Source organism: Streptococcus parasanguinis CC87K (assembly GCF_000507765.1).
Lineage (GTDB): Bacteria > Bacillota > Bacilli > Lactobacillales > Streptococcaceae > Streptococcus > Streptococcus parasanguinis_J.
On record NZ_KI669402.1, the window covers coordinates 302,291 to 321,428 of the forward strand.

Genomic DNA, 19,138 nt, shown 5'->3' on the forward strand with positions numbered 1-19,138 from the left:
CCGGAACTTGTAGTTCCGACTTATTTTCTTATTCTTCTACGACTTCAGCTGTTTGAACTTCATCGACTGTTCCATCTGTTAATGGCACTTCTTCGATAATTTCGACTTCATTGACTGCTTGTGGTTCCAAGTTACGGTAACGAGCCATACCTGTACCTGCAGGAATAATCTTACCAATGATAACATTTTCCTTAAGTCCAAGGAGATGGTCTTTCTTACCACGGATCGCTGCGTCTGTAAGAACACGAGTTGTTTCCTGGAAGGAAGCCGCAGACAAGAAACTGTTGGTTTCAAGTGAGGCTTTGGTAATTCCCATAAGGACTGGACGAGCTGTCGCAGGAACTCCACCAGAAATAAGGACGTCCTTGTTGGCATCTGTAAAGTCTGTAATGTCCATCAGAGTACCCATGAGAAGGTCTGTATCTCCTGGATCCATGACACGTACTTTACGGATCATTTGACGCACCATTACCTCGATGTGTTTGTCGCCGATTTCTACCCCTTGGCTACGGTATACTTTTTGTACTTCTGCAAGAAGGTAAGTTTCAACAGACAAGACATCACGAACGGCAAGGAGACGTTTTGGTTGGATAGACCCTTCTGTCAGAGCATCACCACGAGAGACTTGATCTCCCACTTCGACTTTCATGCGGGCAGTGTAAGGGACAACGTATTCGCCCTCACCAGTTGCTCCGCTAACAAAGACTTTCTTGGTCCGTGTAGAAGCATCTTCTTCGATCGCTGTGACTTCCCCTTTGACCTCAGTGATGACCGCTTCCCCTTTTGGATTGCGGGCTTCAAAGATTTCTTGGACACGAGGAAGACCTTGCGTGATATCGGTATTTGAGGCAACCCCACCCGTGTGGAAGGTACGCATGGTCAACTGTGTACCAGGTTCCCCGATAGATTGGGCAGCAATAGTTCCAACTGCTTCACCCACTTCAACCGCATCACCAGTCGCCAAGTTGATACCATAACAGTGACGGCAGACACCATGGCGGGTGTTACATGTAAAGACAGAGCGGATAGTGACTTCTTCCACACCAGCTTTGACAATTTCACGTGCTAGGTCTTCTGAAATCAAGGTATCTGGACCAACGATGACTTCACCTGTTTCAGGGTGTTTAACAGATTTCTTGGTATAACGACCAGTCAAACGTTCTTCGAGTGGCTCGATCATTTCCTTACCATCAGTAATGGCACGGATCACAAGTCCACGGTCTGTTCCACAGTCGTCTTCACGGATAATGACGTCTTGGGCCACGTCAACCAAACGACGAGTCAAGTAACCTGAGTCGGCTGTCTTCAAGGCCGTATCGGTCATCCCTTTACGGGCACCGTGAGTTGAGAAGAACATTTCGAGTACTGACAAACCTTCGCGGAAGTTTGACAGGATTGGCAATTCCATGATCCGTCCGTTTGGAGCGGCCATCAAACCACGCATACCGGCAAGTTGCGAGAAGTTTGAGATGTTACCACGGGCTCCAGAGTCCATCATCATAACGATTGGGTTCTTCGGATCTTGGTTATCTACCAAGCGTTTTTCCAATTTCTCACGGGCTGCACGCCATTCAGCTGTAACGGCATTGTAGCGTTCGTCATCTGTGATCAAACCACGACGGAATTGTTTGGTGATTTGTTCCACACGTTTGTGAGATTCTTCAATGATTTCTGCCTTATCTTCAACGACCGGAATATCGGCAATCCCCACTGTCAAACCAGCAAGGGTTGAGTGATGGTAACCCAAGTCTTTCAAGCGGTCCAAGAAAGCAGATGTTTCGGTTGTACGGAAGCGTTTGAAGATTTCTGCGATGATATTTCCAAGATTTTTCTTCTTGAATGGAACGTTTAATTCCAATTTCTCAATCGCTGCTTTGACATCTTGACCAGGCTCCAAGAAATACTTAGCTGGAACGCCTTCTGTCAAGTTGGCATTATTTGGCTCTTGAAGGTATGGAAGCTCTGCAGGCATGATATCGTTAAAGAGGATCTTACCAACAGTTGTCAAGAGAATCTTGTGTTGTTGTGCTTCTGTCCAAGGTTTGTTCAAGCTATCCGTCGCAATTCCGACACGTGTATGCAAGTGAACATAGCCATTGCGAAGGGCCATCACGGCTTCATCACGGTCTTTAAAGACCATTCCTTCACCTTCACGACCAGCTTCTTCCATCGTGAGGTAATAGTTCCCCAATACCATATCCTGAGATGGCGTAACGACTGGTTTACCATCTTTAGGGTTCAAGATATGCTCAGCAGCCAACATCAAGATACGAGCTTCTGCTTGAGCTTCTTCTGAAAGCGGTACGTGGATGGCCATTTGGTCTCCATCGAAGTCGGCATTGTAGGCTTCACAGACAAGGGGGTGCAAGCGGAGGGCTTTCCCGTCAATCAAGACAGGTTCAAAGGCTTGGATCCCCAAACGGTGAAGGGTCGGTGCGCGGTTCAAGAGAACTGGGTGTTCTTTGATCACTTCTTCCAAGATATCCCAGATACGTTCATCTCCGCGTTCGACCAAGCGTTTTGCAGCTTTAACATTTTGTACGATATCGCGCGCAACGATTTCACGCATGACGAATGGTTTGAAGAGCTCGATCGCCATTTCACGTGGCACACCACATTGGTACATCTTAAGAGTTGGACCAACGGCGATAACGGAACGTCCTGAGAAGTCAACCCGTTTACCGAGCAAGTTTTGACGGAAGCGTCCTTGTTTCCCTTTGAGCATGTGGCTCAATGATTTCAGTGGACGGCTACCTGGTCCTGTGATCGGACGACCACGACGACCGTTATCGATCAAAGCATCAACGGCTTCTTGGAGCATCCGTTTTTCGTTTTGCACGATGATACCAGGGGCATTCAACTCAAGCAAACGTGCCAAACGGTTGTTCCGGTTGATCACACGACGGTAAAGGTCGTTCAAGTCAGAGGCAGCAAAACGGCCACCATCCAATTGGACCATCGGACGAAGATCTGGTGGAATAACCGGAAGGATGTTGAGAACCATCCATTCTGGCTTGTTACCAGATTTGTAGAAGGCATCCAAGACATCCAAACGACGAACAGCCTTCACACGTTTTTGACCAGTTGCAGTCTTCAATTCTTCTTTCAAGAGAGCAATTTCAGCTTCCAAATCCACTTGTTTCAAGAGGTCTTGGATCGCTTCTGCACCCATCTTAGCTACAAAGGAACCTGGTCCGTATTCACGCAAGCGTTCACGGTATTCACGTTCTGTCATGATGGATTTGTGCTCAAGTGGTGTATCTTTTGGATCGATCACCACGTAAGCTGCGAAGTAAATGACTTCTTCAAGGGCACGAGGGCTCATATCTAAGGTCAATCCCATACGAGAAGGGATGCCTTTGAAGTACCAGATGTGTGATACAGGAGCTTTCAACTCGATGTGCCCCATGCGTTCACGACGAACTTTCGCACGTGTTACTTCAACCCCACAGCGGTCACAAACGATCCCTTTGTAACGGATCCGTTTGTATTTCCCACACGCACATTCCCAGTCTTTTGTAGGTCCAAAGATGACTTCATCAAAGAGACCTTCACGTTCTGGTTTCAATGTACGGTAGTTGATTGTTTCAGGTTTCTTGACCTCTCCATAAGACCATGAACGGACCTTGCTTGGAGAAGCTAGGGTGATTTGCATACTTTTAAAACGATTTACATCAACCACTATTTCTTACCTTTCCTTGTTTTCATACTTGTTTCATTTGGATACAGCTTAGGTGGGGAAAGAAAGGAAACTTTCTTGCCACCTCCTTGTGTCTGTATCTTGTTATCGAATCATCCTGCTAGAAGCATTGGTTGCTCACAGGACAATCATTTTTACTGATTATTTTTCTGATTCTTCGGCATCAAAGGCTGCTTTTGCTTCCTTTGCTGCTTTTTCACGTGCTTTTTCAAGGTCATCCACATGAATCACATCATCGTCTTCCCCTTCATCAAGGTCACGAAGTTCCACTTCTTGATCATCTTCGTCCAAGACACGCATGTCAAGACCAAGAGATTGCAATTCTTTGACAAGAACGCGGAAGGATTCTGGTACACCTGGTTTTGGAATTGGTTTACCTTTGGTAATCGCTTCATAAGCTTTCAAACGTCCGTTGACATCATCTGACTTGTAAGTCAAGATTTCTTGAAGGACATTTGATGCACCATAAGCCTCAAGGGCCCACACTTCCATTTCCCCGAAACGTTGTCCACCAAACTGAGCTTTCCCTCCGAGTGGTTGTTGGGTAACCATTGAGTATGGTCCGACTGAACGGGCATGGAGTTTATCATCAACCATGTGGTGAAGCTTGATCATGTACATGACACCAACAGAAACACGGTTGTCAAACGGCTCACCTGTACGTCCATCGTAAAGGATGGTCTTGGCATCGCTATCCATACCAGCTTCTTTCACAGTATCCCAGAGGTCTTCTGAGCTTGCTCCATCAAAGACTGGTGTTGCGATGTGAATACCCAAGTTACGAGCGGCCATACCAAGGTGAAGTTCCATAACCTGACCGATATTCATACGTGATGGCACCCCAAGAGGGTTCAACATGATATCAACCGGTGTACCGTCTGGAAGGTAAGGCATATCTTCAACTGGAACAATACGAGACACAACCCCTTTGTTTCCGTGACGACCGGCCATCTTATCTCCGACGCGGATCTTGCGTTTTTGTGCGATGTAAACACGAACCAACATGTTGACACCCGATTGCAATTCATCTCCGTTTGCACGCGTAAAGATCTTAACATCGCGAACGACTCCATCTCCACCGTGAGGTACACGAAGAGAAGTATCCCGCACTTCACGAGATTTATCTCCAAAGATCGCGTGAAGGAGACGTTCTTCAGCAGAAAGGTCTTTTTCACCCTTCGGTGTTACCTTACCGACAAGGATATCGCCTTCTTTTACTTCTGCACCAATACGGATAATACCTGTTTCATCCAAGTCACGAAGAGCATCTTCACCGACGTTTGGAATTTCACGGGTAATTTCTTCAGGGCCTAACTTGGTATCGCGTGTTTCTGATTCGAATTCTTCCAAGTGAACAGATGTGTAGACATCTTCTTTCACCAAGCGTTCGCTCATGATAACGGCATCCTCGAAGTTATACCCTTCCCAAGTCATGTAAGCGACAATTGGGTTTTGACCAAGGGCCATTTCCCCTTTTTCCATCGATGGACCATCAGCGATAAAGTCGCCTTTTTCAACGACATCGCCAACTTTTACAAGGGTACGTTGGTTGTAGGCAGTACCTGAGTTTGAACGACGGAATTTTTGAATATGGTAGACATCAAGCGAACCGTCTTCCCGACGAACTTCTACCTTGTCTGCATCTGCATAAGTAACTTTACCATCGTGTTGAGCAATGACTGCAGCTCCTGAGTCATGGGCTGCTTGGTATTCCATACCAGTACCCACATAAGGGGCTTTTGGATCGATCAATGGCACAGCCTGACGTTGCATGTTGGCACCCATGAGGGCACGGTTGGAGTCATCGTTTTCCAAGAAAGGAATACATGCTGTCGCAACGGCAACTACTTGTTTTGGAGATACGTCCATGTAGTCGACTTGATCAGATGGGAATTCTTGGTTGTTACCACGGTGACGTCCCATAACGATTGGCTCAGCAAAGCCACCCTTTTCGTTCAACTTAGAGTTAGCCTGAGCGACGATGTACTCATCTTCTTCATCGGCTGTCAACCAAACGATTTCGTTGGTGACTACACCTTTTTCCCGGTCCACTTTACGGTATGGCGTTTGGATGAAGCCATATTTGTTCAAGTGTCCATAAGATGACAAGTTGTTGATCAAACCGATGTTTGGTCCTTCAGGTGTTTCGATTGGACACATACGACCATAGTGGGTATAGTGCACGTCACGCACTTCATATCCGGCACGGTCACGTGTCAAACCGCCAGGCCCTAAGGCAGACAAACGACGTTTGTGAGACAACTCAGAAAGCGGGTTGTGTTGGTCCATGAACTGTGACAATTGGGAAGAACCAAAGAATTCTTTAATTGCTGCAGTTACTGGGCGGATGTTGATGATTTGTTGTGGTGTCAAGACATCGTTATCTTGTACAGACATCCGTTCGCGAACGTTTCGTTCCATCCGTGAAAGTCCAAGACGCACTTGGTTGGCAAGCAATTCACCAACGGCACGAATCCGACGGTTTCCAAGGTGGTCGATATCATCCACGCGGCCAATACCTTCTGCAAGGTTCAAGAAATAGCTCATTTCTGCCAAGATGTCAGCTGGAGTCACAATCCGTACTTTGTCAGATGGGTTAGCATTTCCGATGATGGTGACAACACGGTCTGGATCTGTCGGAGCGACAACTTTAAATTTTTGCAATTCTACTGGCTCTGTCAAAACAGCAGCATCATTTGGAATGTAGGTGATTTTGTTCAAACCGTTATCCAATTGTTCTGAGATGCTGTCGATCACATCGCGCGTCATGACAGTACCAGCTTCTACAAGGATTTCCCCTGTTTCAGCATCTACCAATGGTTCTGCGATTGTTTGGTTCAACAAGCGATTCTTGATATTGAGTTTCTTGTTGATCTTGTAGCGACCAACTGGTGCCAAGTCATAACGACGTGGATCAAAGAAACGAGCTACCAACAAGCTACGTGAGCTTTCCGCTGTTTTTGGTTCACCTGGACGAAGACGCTCGTAGATTTCTTTGAGGGCTTCATCTGTCCGTGAATCCATTGGATTTTTGTGGATATCTTTTTCAATGGTATTGCGAACCAATTCGCTGTCCCCAAAGATATCGATGATTTCATCATCTCCAGAGAATCCAAGAGCACGCACAAGAGTTGTAAATGGAATCTTACGTGTGCGGTCGATACGTGTGTAAGCAATGTCTTTTGAGTCAGTTTCAAGCTCTAACCAAGCCCCACGGTTAGGGATAACAGTTGATCCATAACCAACCTTACCATTCTTGTCCACCTTATCATTGAAGTAGACACCTGGTGAGCGGACCAACTGAGATACGATAATCCGTTCTCCACCATTGATGATGAAAGTTCCCATCTCCGTCATGATTGGGAAATCACCAAAGAAAACTTCTTGGGTCTTGATTTCACCTGTTTCTTTGTTGACCAAACGGAAGGTCACAAAGATTGGTGCTGAGTAGCTGGCATCGTGGATGCGCGCTTCTTCAAGCGAATACTTAGGTTCGCGGATTTCATAACCCACAAATTCCAATTCCATTGTATCCGTGAAGTTTGAGATGGGAAGCACATCTTCAAATACTTCCTTCAAGCCATGATCCAAGAAATCTTTGAATGAGTCTGTCTGGATTTCAATCAAGTTTGGTAAATCAAGAACCTCTTTGATTCTTGAAAAACTACGACGGGTCCGATGTTTCCCGTATTGAACGTCATGTCCTGCCAAAGTTTTTAGCTCCTTTTTCCATACTAGGATAGCTTGGTAAAATGACTTTCACCACCTATCCGGTTTTAACTACAATTGTGTGATTTGCATCACGTGAAGAGCTGTCTCTTCACCTCATTCGTCGCTTTTTGTAATTTTTAGAAAAATTAAATTTGTGTAACAAACTAGGTTTTTTCTGAAAAATAGGCACAAAAAGAGCAGCTAAATCGACTTATTCAAGTAAGATTTAACTGCTGTAAGCTCTTATTTGGACAATATTTCAAATAAAGCACACGACAAATTAGTTATCACTATTATACCGTTTTTTGCTCCAAAAATCAAGGCTTTCTCTAGGTTTTCTACTGGATCAGACTAGCGTCGATTGCCACGATTTGAGCTGTTTCGATTTGAACTATTGCTTGATGAACTATTGGTTGTCGAATTGTTCTTATTATTCGACTGATTTCCACTGCTATTACCGAGAATCGCTGCCCAAGCACTTTGATAATCGCTATCCGATCCCCCGATGGCAAAGCGGTATTGAGTGGTTGGCGCTCCGTTTTTGGCCCAAAGACTCGTCACCATTTGACCGCTCACATCGATATCCCGGCCATTGACATTGACGCGACCCGGTCTTTCACCAGTCGATTTGAGCACTTCAGAGCGGATCACACTCTTATCGAGAGTGAATTTATCCTGAATTCCGAAGAGACTTGGATCTGCTTGGTAGATCGCATTTGCCAACTGCGCCATGTATTGGGCATTGTTGTTGTATCCAGTCAAGGTCTGCATGGAAGCATTGTTGTCATGGCCAATCCAACCTCCTAAAGAAACATTAGGGGTGGACAGCATGAGCCACATATCCCCATTTGAGTTAGTGGTACCGGTTTTTCCAATCCAGTCAGCACCTGCCAGCGTTGGATTGACTTGGCTAATCCGTGACTTAAAGGTCGTTGTAGCACCAGACGTAATAACCCCGCGCAAGAGATCCTGCATAATCGTTGCCGTCGCTGGAGAGTAAACACGAACAGGATCTGCCTCGTGCTTGTATACTACATCCCCATCTCGATCAATGATTTGCTCTACCATGTAGCGTTTGAGGTAGTTCCCATTGTTAGCAATGGTTTGGAAACCATTGGTATGTTGGGCAACAGTGACCTCAATTCCTCCCCCCATTGGCAGACTCTCAATGCCATATTCAGGGATATCATAGCCCATTTTCTTCATGTAGGATGGGACATCCACACCCTTTTCACGAAGGGTCCGGTAAGTCCAGTAAGCTGGAATATTCCATGAGGTATTGAGGGCCTCACGGAGATCCATCATGGCTGTCCCTCGGCTATCCACGTGCATGATTGGCTCACCACTTGAGAAATTAGTCGGGTAGTTAGAAAGGATGCTATTGCTTCCCATCAAGCCTTGGTCGATGGCAATCCCATAGGCCAACAATGGTTTGATAGTAGAACCTGGGGAACGCTCTGTATCAAAAGCATGGTTGTTTTGGTTGCCGTCAAAATTCCGTCCACCGATAAATCCTAAAACGGCACCCGTTCGGTTGTCCATAAGGACATTCCCAACTTCTACAAGACCCGTCCCATCATCCAAGACGCTTCCAAAATTCGCTACTGCCGCCTGCATCGCATTGTGAACCGGTTTGTTAATCGTGGTTTGAATGGTGTAGCCACCTTCGCGCAACTCGCTCTCAGCTAATTCCTGGTAAGCCTTGACGGTTTCATTATTTTTCAAGTCTTGCTTGGTGACATTGTCTCGCTTGATCAAGTAATCATACATGGCCTCTTTTGCTTCTTCCATGGCTTGGAAGTAGAGGTAGTCATGCGGTGTTTTCTCGATGCCATCTGGAGCCATGAAGTCTTTGGTCAAGTCGTATTGAGCATAGGTCTCATAGTCTTTTTTCGACAAGACTCCCGTCCGGTACATATTGAACAAAACGTCTTTGGCACGCGCCAGACCTAACTCGAGATTCTCCTTGCTCTTTAGGCTACCGTCTGCAGCATAAGGAGAGTAGACAATCGGACTTTGTGGCAAGCCAGCGATAAAGGCTGCTTGTGGAACAGACAAGTCTTTTGCAGAGACGCCAAAGATCCCTTGAGCTGCAGCTTCCACACCTGCAATATTTTGTCCCCGATTGTTTCGTCCAAAAGGCGAAACATTTAAGTAGGTGGTTAGGATTTCATTTTTATCCATTCCCCGCTCTAAAGCCAAGGCATCGACAATCTCTGTCGCCTTACGAGTAAAGGTTGGAGCGTCTCCCACGACTTGCTGTTTGATCAATTGCTGGGTCAGGGTTGATCCCCCACTAGAGGAACCCACGCCGGCTACAGATCCAAGTGTTGCCCGAAGAACGGCTTTAGGCACAACCCCCTTGTGGCTTTCAAAATTCTCATCCTCAGTAGCGATCACAGCCTTCTTGACATTGTCTGAAATGGCATCTCCAGCTACGGGCGTACGGATCAAATCACTGTCCACTTCTGCAATCAAGCTCTTATCGGAATAAGTCAGTTTTGAAACACTGCTAACGTTGCGGACCTGCTGGACCAATTCTTCTGTCTTTGGAACCTTGACATTGCTAAAGAGGCTCGCCGCATAACCAATCCCGATCCCTGCGCCAAATAAAAAGAGGCACACGAACAGGGCGATCATCACATCCCACAAGAGTTTGAGGGTGCGCAAAAAGGTCGCAAAAATATCGCCGACAGACCAGCTACTTTCCTCATTTTTTTCCTTATTCGGAGTTTCTGTATACATCTTTGCAAAGAATTTTTGAACCTTCTTCCAAAACTCTTGCAGCTTCTCTTTTAATTGATTCACTGATTCTTTCTCCTTGTTCCCTATATTATAGCAGATTAGACCCCTTGTTTTCAATCACAAGAGCGTAGAAATCGTCACTCATTCTGCCTGGGTAAGGACAAGAAAATGATGGAAAGCATTGCCATTTCCGTGGTTTATGGTAGAATAGAGAAATGAATAAACTTATAAAGGAGAAAAGACACATGCACATTTTTGATGAGCTAAAAGAGCGTGGTTTGGTATTTCAAACGACGGATGAAGAAGCCTTACGCAAAGCACTGGAAGAAGGTCAGGTTTCTTATTATACTGGTTATGATCCAACTGCTGACAGCCTTCACCTTGGTCACTTGGTTGCCATCTTGACGAGCCGTCGTCTTCAACTAGCAGGACACAAACCTTATGCGCTCGTTGGCGGTGCGACTGGTCTCATTGGTGATCCGTCCTTCAAAGATGCTGAACGTAGTCTCCAAACAAAAGAAACTGTACAAGAATGGGTTCGCTCTATTCAAGGGCAATTGTCTCGTTTCCTCGATTTTGAAAATGGGGACAATAAAGCCGAAATGGTCAATAACTACGATTGGTTTGGAAGCATTAGCTTTATTGACTTCCTTCGTGATGTCGGAAAATACTTTACGGTCAATGCTATGATGAGTAAAGAATCTGTTAAAAAACGGATTGAAACAGGGATTTCTTACACAGAGTTTGCCTACCAAATCATGCAAGGCTATGACTTCTACGTCCTCAACCAAGAACACAATGTAACCCTTCAAATCGGTGGATCTGACCAATGGGGAAACATGACAGCCGGTACTGAGTTGATGCGTCGTAAAGCAGATAAAACTGGTCATGTTATGACTGTGCCTTTGATCACAGATGCAACTGGTAAGAAATTCGGTAAATCAGAAGGCAATGCGGTCTGGCTCAATGCAGACAAAACATCTCCATACGAAATGTACCAATTCTGGATGAATGTGATGGATGCAGATGCTGTGCGCTTCTTGAAGATCTTCACTTTCTTGTCACTGGACGAAATCGAAGAGATCCGCAAACAGTTTGAGGCTGCTCCTCATGAACGCTTGGCTCAAAAGATCTTAGCGCGTGAAGTGGTTACCCTTGTCCACGGCGAAGAAGCCTACAAGGAAGCCCTCAACATCACAGAACAACTCTTTGCAGGAAATATCAAAAACCTTTCTGTTAAAGAACTCAAACAAGGCCTTCGTGGTGTGCCAAACTACCAGGTCCAAGCAGAAGACAACCTCAACATTGTTGAACTCTTGGTCACAGCTGGTGTGGTAAATTCTAAACGCCAAGCCCGCGAAGATGTTCAAAACGGAGCTATCTACGTCAACGGCGAACGCATCCAAGACCTTGACTATGTCTTGAGCGATAGCGATAAATTAGAAAATGAGTTGACCGTTATCCGTCGCGGTAAGAAAAAATACTTTGTTTTAACTTATTAAGAAAGTAAAACCACGAAGTTTGGTATGAACTTCGTGGTTTTCTTATACACTTTTTTCTGGGACTATTTCCCTTTTCTGCGATGCAACAATGCTTGGTTAATTCGTTGAGTTTTTTTATGGAGCTGCCAAATCTGGTACAGCCAGATCAGGCCGTAAATGGCTAGAAAGATCAACCAAGGAATCGGGCTCCGTAAGGCTGTCCCCCAGCCAAAAAACAAGTAGGTTAATGCTAAGATGGCAGCTGTCGCAACTAAATGCAAGGCCACACGCAAACTATAGGTCAAAAACTCTTCTTCCTCAAGAATGAATGTCAAGACCCCCATTGTCCCACTCATCAAAAAGATCGCCAGGATATTGCGGACATTTACAGCGGGATAGACGATGTTGGGATAGACATGGGATAATAACACCAAACACAAATAAAAGAAGGATCCTGTCCTCATACCAGATACAAAATAAGCTATAAATCGTTTCATCACTTTCTCCTATACCCCTAAATAATCCATCAAGGATTTGACATATTTCCGACTGACACTTGATTTCACTCCGCGTGTCAGTTTAGCCATCATATTGCCTGAAAAACTATCCGATAGCGATTCTAAATGGTCGATATTCATCACCGCGTGGCGTGATATCTGTAAAAAATTACGACGATTAACCCGATGTTGAAAATTTGTCAAAGTATCTCTGACGGTGAACGTTTTGTATGTCGTATAAATGGTTAGCTGATTCTTATCAATCTCAGCTAAAATAATGTCATCAATTTTCACCATGATCAAATGATCTTCTGTTTTGATAGGGATCACTACTTGATTCACTGTCGAAAACTGTTCGAGATAGTCCATCACCTCTCGTGCTTGATCAGATAATTGCTTGGCTTGAATGACCACACAGGGGTCGTTTTCTGGGATATCCTGTTTTTCCTCAAAACGAATCTTCATTCCTACTCCAATTCTCACTTACTTTCTTTTATTCGATCTTTTTGCTAAGGAAACCCAAATCCCCAAAGCTAAAAGAATACCACCTAACACTATAAGGTATGTTTGTTCCTTTGTCAATAAGGCTTGCCATTTGAGCTGAACGCCCATTTTTTCTTGAAACTCTTGAAGAAGATTATCTTGACCTTTAAAGGTCTCATTTAATGCTTCTTTCATGAGTACTTGCCGATAAAGTGCAGCAATATAAGTTGCTGGAGTACATTTCATTAGTAGTTGTGCAAAATCAGGTAGAACACCTAAAGGTACATAAGTCCCTACCAAAAAACCAGAAGCTGTACCCACTATGGTCGAAAACTTCCCAAGACTGTCTACGGAATGGAAAAAATAAACAAAAATGGCATTCACCAAACTAGAAAGCAGGCTACTAAGCAGCATGATGTGGAGTACTTCAGGTAATAAAGACAGTGCTGGAACTTCTCTAAAATAGCCACACATCAGCACATACATAAGGGCCTGCATGAAAAAAGAGATGATGATTGCGCTCGTTAGATACGAAAATGGTAACCGCCACTTTCCTTGATCCGATAAATAAAGATCCTGATCTACTTGACGTTCACGATCCTTTACTAACTGAGTCAGGGCAGCCAGACTTGTCGTAATCCCTGTTACAGCCAGCGTCCCACTCATTAACCAATTATTTAACACAGGACCTCTATTGGGGAGCTGAGCCCAAGCATCTGTTAGATTTTTTTGAAGAAAAATAATATAGAGAACAAAGGAAATCAAGGCTCCCAACAGGGAGAAGAAAACTCCTGAACGATTTCTGAAGTACAATAAAAAATTTCGCTTTAGTAAGGCTAGCATTAGCGGACCTCCCTTCCTGTAAGTGCAATAAAGGCATCATCCATGGTCCCTGGACGAAACTCAAAATGGGCTATTCTATCTCTAACTTGTGCCAGGTAATCAATGGCTTCCCTTTCACTCTTGGGTTGAAAAATATACTCCAATTGACTTTGTTGCTCTACTGACATTCCCAAAGATTTGAGACTTTCTATCTGCTGTCTCTCCTTGAAACGAATCTTCAAGATGTTTTTTGCATATTGACTCTTAATATCTAGCGCCGATCCTTGAGCAATCACTTCCCCATGGTCCACAATATAAATTTGATCAGCTTCATCTGCTTCGTCAAGATAATGCGTGGTCAATACAACAGTCATTCCCTCTTCTCTCTGCAATTGATAGAGCAAATCCCAGATAGACTTCCGAGTTTGGATATCCAAACCTGTCGTTGGTTCGTCTAAGAACAGAATATCTGGTTGTGAGAGCAGGGCACGCGCAATGTCAACCCGACGCTTTTGGCCACCTGAAAGCGTCCCGTATTTCTGCTTTTGGAAAGCTGATAGACCTAGCCGATCAATGAGACTAGATACACGATTGGGTTTCAAGCCTTTATACTGTCTCGCACGAATGGTCAGATTTTCTCTAACCGTTAGCATCTCATCTAAGACACTAGTCTGGAAGACCACACCAATTTTAGTACCTGGTTCATAGATGATTTCACCTTGCGTTGGTTGTTTCAAACCAATCAACATGGAAATCGTCGTTGATTTCCCCGCCCCATTTGGTCCTAGAATCGCATTAAACGTTCCCTTTTCAAACTGTAAGTGAATATTGTTTACGGCTATATGATTTCCATATCGTTTACTGATGTTTTTAGCTTGTAATATCATGTTCTCTCTCCTTTTGATAGAACCAGTCTAGCAAAAAAGCCGTTTAAAAAACGGCTTTTGGGGATAAGTGGTCAAAATGAAGAGATGAGTGGCGAGATAGAAGAGATTAAAATGAGGAAAAAATTTATTGCAACCATTCTTTTCCCCATTGATTCAAGTCCTTTAAAATCGGCATCAGTGACTTGCCTTTTTCTGTCAGCTCATATTCTGTATGGAGTGGCATCGTTTTAAAATCATATTTCTCAATCAATTGGTTCTCTATTAAAACATCTAATCCACGTGTCAAACTGATCGTTGTAATCCCTTCAACTTCTCTTCTCAATTGATTGAAACGAACTCTCTTATGCTTGTTTATAACCCATAATATATTCATCCTCCATTTCCCACCAACCACATCTAAGACTCGAGACATACTACAGTTCCAATTTTTATTTGTTAACATTTTTTCTCCTTACAAAAATGTGCCTACTATTCAGGTAGTTTGTAAAGTATTATAATCTATTTATCATTTATTTTAAAGGAGTCACTTATGTTTATTGTAAATCTTACCTATATCAAGCCCCTTGATGAAGTTGAAAAATTCTTAGAAAAACACATAGAGTTTTTAAATCAGTATTATACAAAAGGTCATTTTATCGCATCTGGAAGGAAAAATCCAAGGACCGGCGGTATCATTCTCATGAGAGCTAAAAATAAAGAAGCCGTTCAAGAAATCATTACACACGATCCATTCTATCAAAATGAGATTGCTCAATATGAGATCATTGAATTTGAGGCAAGTAAATATTGTCCAGAATTGAAAAACGTCCTGAACAATCCATTGGACGAAAATGAGGAAATTAAATAAAGAGACTCAAGTTCCATTCAATACTGCGTAGGATCGTTAAAAAAGTGTGACTTAGTACCATTAAAACATCGGTTGCTATCTAGAGGCTCTTTTGTTACACTACTAATATGAATACACCGATTAAACCAAAGTTACAACGATTTCAAACAGCCACTGCTTTTGCCTGTCCCGTCTGTCAACTGGACCTAGAACTTGTGGAGACCAGTTTTAAATGTCCCAAGGGCCATTCTTTTGATTTGGCGAAATTTGGCTATGTCAACCTGGCTCCCCAGATCAAGCAATCAAAGGACTATGACAAAGAAAATTTTCAGAATCGCCAGCTGATCTTAGAAGCAGGTTTTTATGAGCCGATTCTAACAGCGATCGGACAAAAAATTCCGACCAGTGATGCCAAGATTCTAGATACCGGTTGTGGAGAAGGCTATTACTCCCGAAAGCTACAAGAGGCTTATCCCGAAGCTACTTTCTATGCATTTGATCTTTCCAAGGAATCTGTGCAACTAGCTGCCAAGAGTGACACTAGCTGGAAGGTCAATTGGTTTGTAGGAGACTTGGCTCATCTACCCATTCAATCCAAGAGTATGGAGGTCATTTTGGACATCTTCTCCCCGGCTAATTACGCTGAATTTGAGCGTGTCTTAAAGGCTGAAGGGGTGATCATTAAGGTCGTCCCAACCTCTTCTCATCTGAAAGAAATTCGTCAGCTGGCCCAAGATCAATTGACCAAGCAATCCTACTCCAACCAGGAAATTTTGGAGCACTTTAAAGACCACTGCCAGATCCTTTCATCCGAAACGGTCAGCCTCACCAAGAGTTTAACTCCTGAAGAACGCCAAGCGCTCCTCGCCATGACCCCTCTTCTATTTCACGTTGACCAAGAAAAGATCGACTGGAATCAACTCACAGAAATCACCATTGAAGCGGAGCTGCTGGTTGGGAAAATCAAGATACAAAGGACGTAAAATGAAAAGTGAAAAGGCTGAGACAAATCGTCTCAGCCTTTTACTCATCTTCTGCCTGCTCTGTCATGACTTGTAAGCGATAGGTTTTAGGCGATTTTCCACAGAGTTTACGGAAAACCTTGTAGAAATAGCCCACATTGCTGTAACCGACTTTATAGCAGATATCTTCAATGCTGTCATTGGTCGATAAGAGGAGCTGCTGGGCGGCCTTAATTCGCTGTTTGTTGAGGAGTTCTGCGAAAGTCGCATTGGTTTCTCGTTTAATCAATTGGCCTAAATAGACTGGATTGATAAAGAGACCCTGACTGATGTCCTTGAGTGACAGCTCTTTTTGGTAATCACGGCTAATCACTTGGAGGACACTCGCTACATTTTCATTCATCCGATAGTGGGATAAGAAACGGGACAACTCTTCCTGGATAAAGCCAATCATCTCGCTAAAAGTGGCAGTTTCTTGGACTTTCTTGACTACATCAGCTAAATTATCACCTTGCAGGTATTCAAACAAATGAAAGACATCCATCAAAAATTGGATAAAGAGCTGCTTGGTCAGTGAGACCTTAGGGGTCTTCTCAAGGATCATTTTTTCTAACCAATCCAGTTCTTCTAAGATCTGTTGGATATTTCCTTGCATGATCACCCGGTAGGCTGGTTCATAATAATTGAAGACTTCCTCGTCTTGATTGAGAGGGGTCGCTCCATAAAAGAGTCTCCGCTCCACTAGGTCCTTAAATTGATGAAAGTGCTCCTTATAGGGTGGCTCAAAGGCCTTCTCAATCATGGCTTCTTCTTCTTGATCTGAGATAAAGAGTTGAAGATTTTGCCCGAGAACTTGGTAAGACGAGCTGATAAAACCTTTTTTCTCCTTAGCAATCCCAATCCACAGTGAATTCCGGCCTGCGATATACCGACAAAACTCTTCCTCAGAGATGTCATCGTGAATCAAGCGGTTGGCCAACTCTTGGCTTGGTTGCTGGATTTGGTGCTGGATTTTTTCTAGGATATTGCCCATCTCCACCTTATTGACAGGTTTGAGCAGGTAGTCTGCCACGCGCAAATTGAGGGCTGTCTTGACATATTCAAAATCCTGATAGCCTGACATAATGATAAAAGCAGCATCTGGAATTAAATCCTTCATCTCTGCAATCATCTGAAGTCCGGTCTTTCCAGGCATATTGACATCCGTGATCACCACATCCACCGGATGTTCTCGCACATAATCAAGAGCCTGATCTGCATCTTCAGCAGTTGCGACCACTTCCATATTCCAGTGGTCAAAGGGGATTAATTTTTTTAACCCTTCTGTAATCATATACTCATCGTCTACTAATAAGACTTTGTACATTCTGTCTCCTTTATTCATCTTGAATGGTTATCGTATAGGTCACTCCATGGTGAGGTTGGGAGAAGACTTGGATATGGTAGCGATCTCCAAAGTAGAGTAGCATGCGTTCATGAACATTGACAATTCCGATGGACTGCCGCCCACTCTTTTCTTCGATTTCTGAGCGTGGATTGCGATTGGCTAGTATCTCTTGAATTTTTTCTAGCTGTTCTTCTTCCATCCCGCGCCCATTATCAGTAACTAGAATCATGACTTGCCCTTCTCCTTGCAAGACTTTGACACTAATCACATTGTCCTTGCGTTTGTGGTCCACTCCATGTGCAAAATAGTTCTCGACCAAAGGCTGGATGGTGAATTTTGGAATCTTCATTTTTTCCAAGCCTGGATCGATCTTAAAGCCATAGGCAATTGATTTTGGATAACGTACCATGCAGAGGTAACTGTATTTGCGACAAAATTCTAGCTCATTTTCAACTGTCGTCACTCGCTCATCTGAGATATTATTGCGCAAGAGACTACTAAACTCATAGATAATATCACCCAACTCTTCTTGCTCTTGCATGACGGCATACATCCGGATAAATTCCAGTGTATTGTACATGAAGTGGGGATTGATCTGGGCTTGTAGGGCCCGCATATTGGCATCCTTTTGGCTGAGCTGTAGCTGGTAGATATCTCGAATGTTCTTATCCATATTGTCTAACATGGTATTGATCATATTACCAATAACCAGCAGTTCTTGGTCCTTGGTCGAGGTATCAATCCGTCGTTCACTATCGCCTTGACTGATCAGATTCATGGTATCGACCAGATCAAGGACTTGACGACGGTAATTTTTGAAAATTTGCCGCATTAATAAGTAAAGGATCAAGAAAATCAAGAAAGCAATGGAGAGAAAAGTGGTCAGGTTGGCTAGACCCTTTTTGAGCAGATAACTTTCAGAAACAGCTACATCCACCTTGTAGCCATAGATCGTGCTACGGGTTTGCCATTTAACATCTTTTGATTGTCCCTTATCCCCTTCATGGTACATCTCTTTCCCAAAGGGAGTGAAGATCCGCACAGCGACCGGAAGATCACCTCTGGCATTGTCAATCGCTGCCGTCAAAATTTCCTGGTCCAGCGTCATATAAGCAATCCCAACTCCAGCACCCGTTGTCGGGTCTGTCAAAGGAACTGGAATAGCTGTTGCAGGAGCCTTGTAATGGTCCGCTGAGACCTGCTTGCCTCCCTTTGATTGCCGGGTAGAGACAAATACCGTCTTGTAATCAGACAAGGTGACATCGATGCCCTCGATGTTTTTATTGCTCAAATAGAGGCTGTCAATATTCTTATGTAGGGACAATTGGATATAGGAAGGGAATTGGGCATTCAATCGCCAAGTCTCATACTCCGATGGTGACAAGGTAAAATAGCGATAAATCCCTTCTAATTTTGCAGGGTTTTCAACGAGGCTACGACCTTCTTGTGTGACCCGTTGATAAGAGGTCTCGAGATCCGTCACCACTTCGGTCAAGACCCGTTGGGCGATCCGGTCGGCTTCAGCTTGCTGGTTTTTCCAAGAGATCCCCGCAACGACCAGGCCCATAATAGTCAAAATGACCACCATGACATAGGCGTAGAATTTTAAAAGCGTACTTAACCAAATTTTTTTCATC

The 19,138-nt window shown here is 44.0% G+C and carries 13 protein-coding genes; 3 read left to right on the forward strand and 10 right to left on the reverse strand.

The genetic code is table 11. The features are described 5' to 3' along the window. Nucleotides 1-28: 28 nt before the first annotated feature. From rpoC to pbp1b, 3 genes are all read right to left on the reverse strand, one after another. Complete coding sequence (rpoC, locus tag HMPREF1195_RS07975; RefSeq protein ID WP_023919658.1) at nt 29-3,682, reverse strand: DNA-directed RNA polymerase subunit beta'; 3,654 nt, start codon at nt 3,680-3,682, stop codon at nt 29-31. Between the two features lie 159 nt (nt 3,683-3,841). Further along, nucleotides 3,842-7,411: a DNA-directed RNA polymerase subunit beta gene (gene rpoB / locus HMPREF1195_RS07980; protein ID WP_023919659.1), complete on the reverse strand. Its 3,570-nt coding sequence runs from the start codon at nt 7,409-7,411 to the stop codon at nt 3,842-3,844. Between the two features lie 351 nt (nt 7,412-7,762). Next, the gene (gene pbp1b / locus HMPREF1195_RS07985) at nt 7,763-10,219 is read right to left on the reverse strand and encodes a penicillin-binding protein PBP1B (protein ID WP_023919660.1); all 2,457 of its coding nucleotides are present in this window, start codon (nt 10,217-10,219) and stop codon (nt 7,763-7,765) included. A gap of 182 nt (nt 10,220-10,401) precedes the next feature. On the opposite strand from pbp1b, the gene tyrS reads away from it, so the two are divergent. Then, a complete protein-coding gene (gene tyrS / locus HMPREF1195_RS07990; protein ID WP_003004779.1) occupies nt 10,402-11,658 on the forward strand; it encodes a tyrosine--tRNA ligase in 1,257 nt (418 codons plus the stop codon). A 62-nt stretch (nt 11,659-11,720) separates the two neighbouring features. Here tyrS and HMPREF1195_RS07995 read toward each other — a convergent pair whose 3' ends face one another. The 5 genes from HMPREF1195_RS07995 to HMPREF1195_RS08015 form a co-directional block, all read right to left on the reverse strand. After that, nucleotides 11,721-12,134, reverse strand: coding sequence for a DUF3021 domain-containing protein (locus tag HMPREF1195_RS07995; protein ID WP_023919661.1), 414 nt, complete (start codon nt 12,132-12,134; stop codon nt 11,721-11,723). A gap of 9 nt (nt 12,135-12,143) precedes the next feature. Next, nucleotides 12,144-12,599 (reverse strand): LytTR family DNA-binding domain-containing protein, encoded by a 456-nt coding sequence (locus tag HMPREF1195_RS08000; protein ID WP_023919662.1) that lies wholly within the window; start codon nt 12,597-12,599, stop codon nt 12,144-12,146. An 18-nt stretch (nt 12,600-12,617) separates the two neighbouring features. Beyond that, on the reverse strand, nt 12,618-13,460 hold the full coding sequence (locus HMPREF1195_RS08005; RefSeq protein WP_023919663.1) for an ABC transporter permease: 843 nt from the start codon (nt 13,458-13,460) through the stop codon (nt 12,618-12,620). Further along, nucleotides 13,460-14,326 (reverse strand): ABC transporter ATP-binding protein, encoded by an 867-nt coding sequence (locus tag HMPREF1195_RS08010; protein WP_023919664.1) that lies wholly within the window; start codon nt 14,324-14,326, stop codon nt 13,460-13,462. Before HMPREF1195_RS08010 ends, HMPREF1195_RS08005 begins: the two co-directional genes overlap by 1 nt. A gap of 124 nt (nt 14,327-14,450) precedes the next feature. Then, nucleotides 14,451-14,768: a winged helix-turn-helix transcriptional regulator gene (locus HMPREF1195_RS08015; protein WP_023919666.1), complete on the reverse strand. Its 318-nt coding sequence runs from the start codon at nt 14,766-14,768 to the stop codon at nt 14,451-14,453. Between the two features lie 87 nt (nt 14,769-14,855). Here HMPREF1195_RS08015 and HMPREF1195_RS08020 point away from each other — a divergent pair, with 87 nt between their 5' ends. Both HMPREF1195_RS08020 and HMPREF1195_RS08025 read left to right on the forward strand, forming a co-directional pair. Beyond that, a complete protein-coding gene (locus HMPREF1195_RS08020; RefSeq protein WP_023919667.1) occupies nt 14,856-15,173 on the forward strand; it encodes a YciI family protein in 318 nt (105 codons plus the stop codon). Nucleotides 15,174-15,280: 107 nt separating this feature from the next. Beyond that, entirely contained in the window at nt 15,281-16,135 is an 855-nt protein-coding gene (locus HMPREF1195_RS08025) for a putative RNA methyltransferase (RefSeq protein WP_023919670.1), read from the forward strand. 40 nt (nt 16,136-16,175) lie between these two features. Here the strand turns inward: HMPREF1195_RS08025 and HMPREF1195_RS08030 are convergent, their stop codons facing one another. Together HMPREF1195_RS08030 and HMPREF1195_RS08035 are read right to left on the reverse strand one after the other, a co-directional pair. Further along, the gene (locus HMPREF1195_RS08030) at nt 16,176-17,480 is read right to left on the reverse strand and encodes a response regulator transcription factor (RefSeq protein ID WP_023919672.1); all 1,305 of its coding nucleotides are present in this window, start codon (nt 17,478-17,480) and stop codon (nt 16,176-16,178) included. Nucleotides 17,481-17,490: 10 nt separating this feature from the next. After that, nucleotides 17,491-19,137: a sensor histidine kinase gene (locus tag HMPREF1195_RS08035; RefSeq protein WP_023919674.1), complete on the reverse strand. Its 1,647-nt coding sequence runs from the start codon at nt 19,135-19,137 to the stop codon at nt 17,491-17,493. Nucleotide 19,138: the final 1 nt, after the last annotated feature.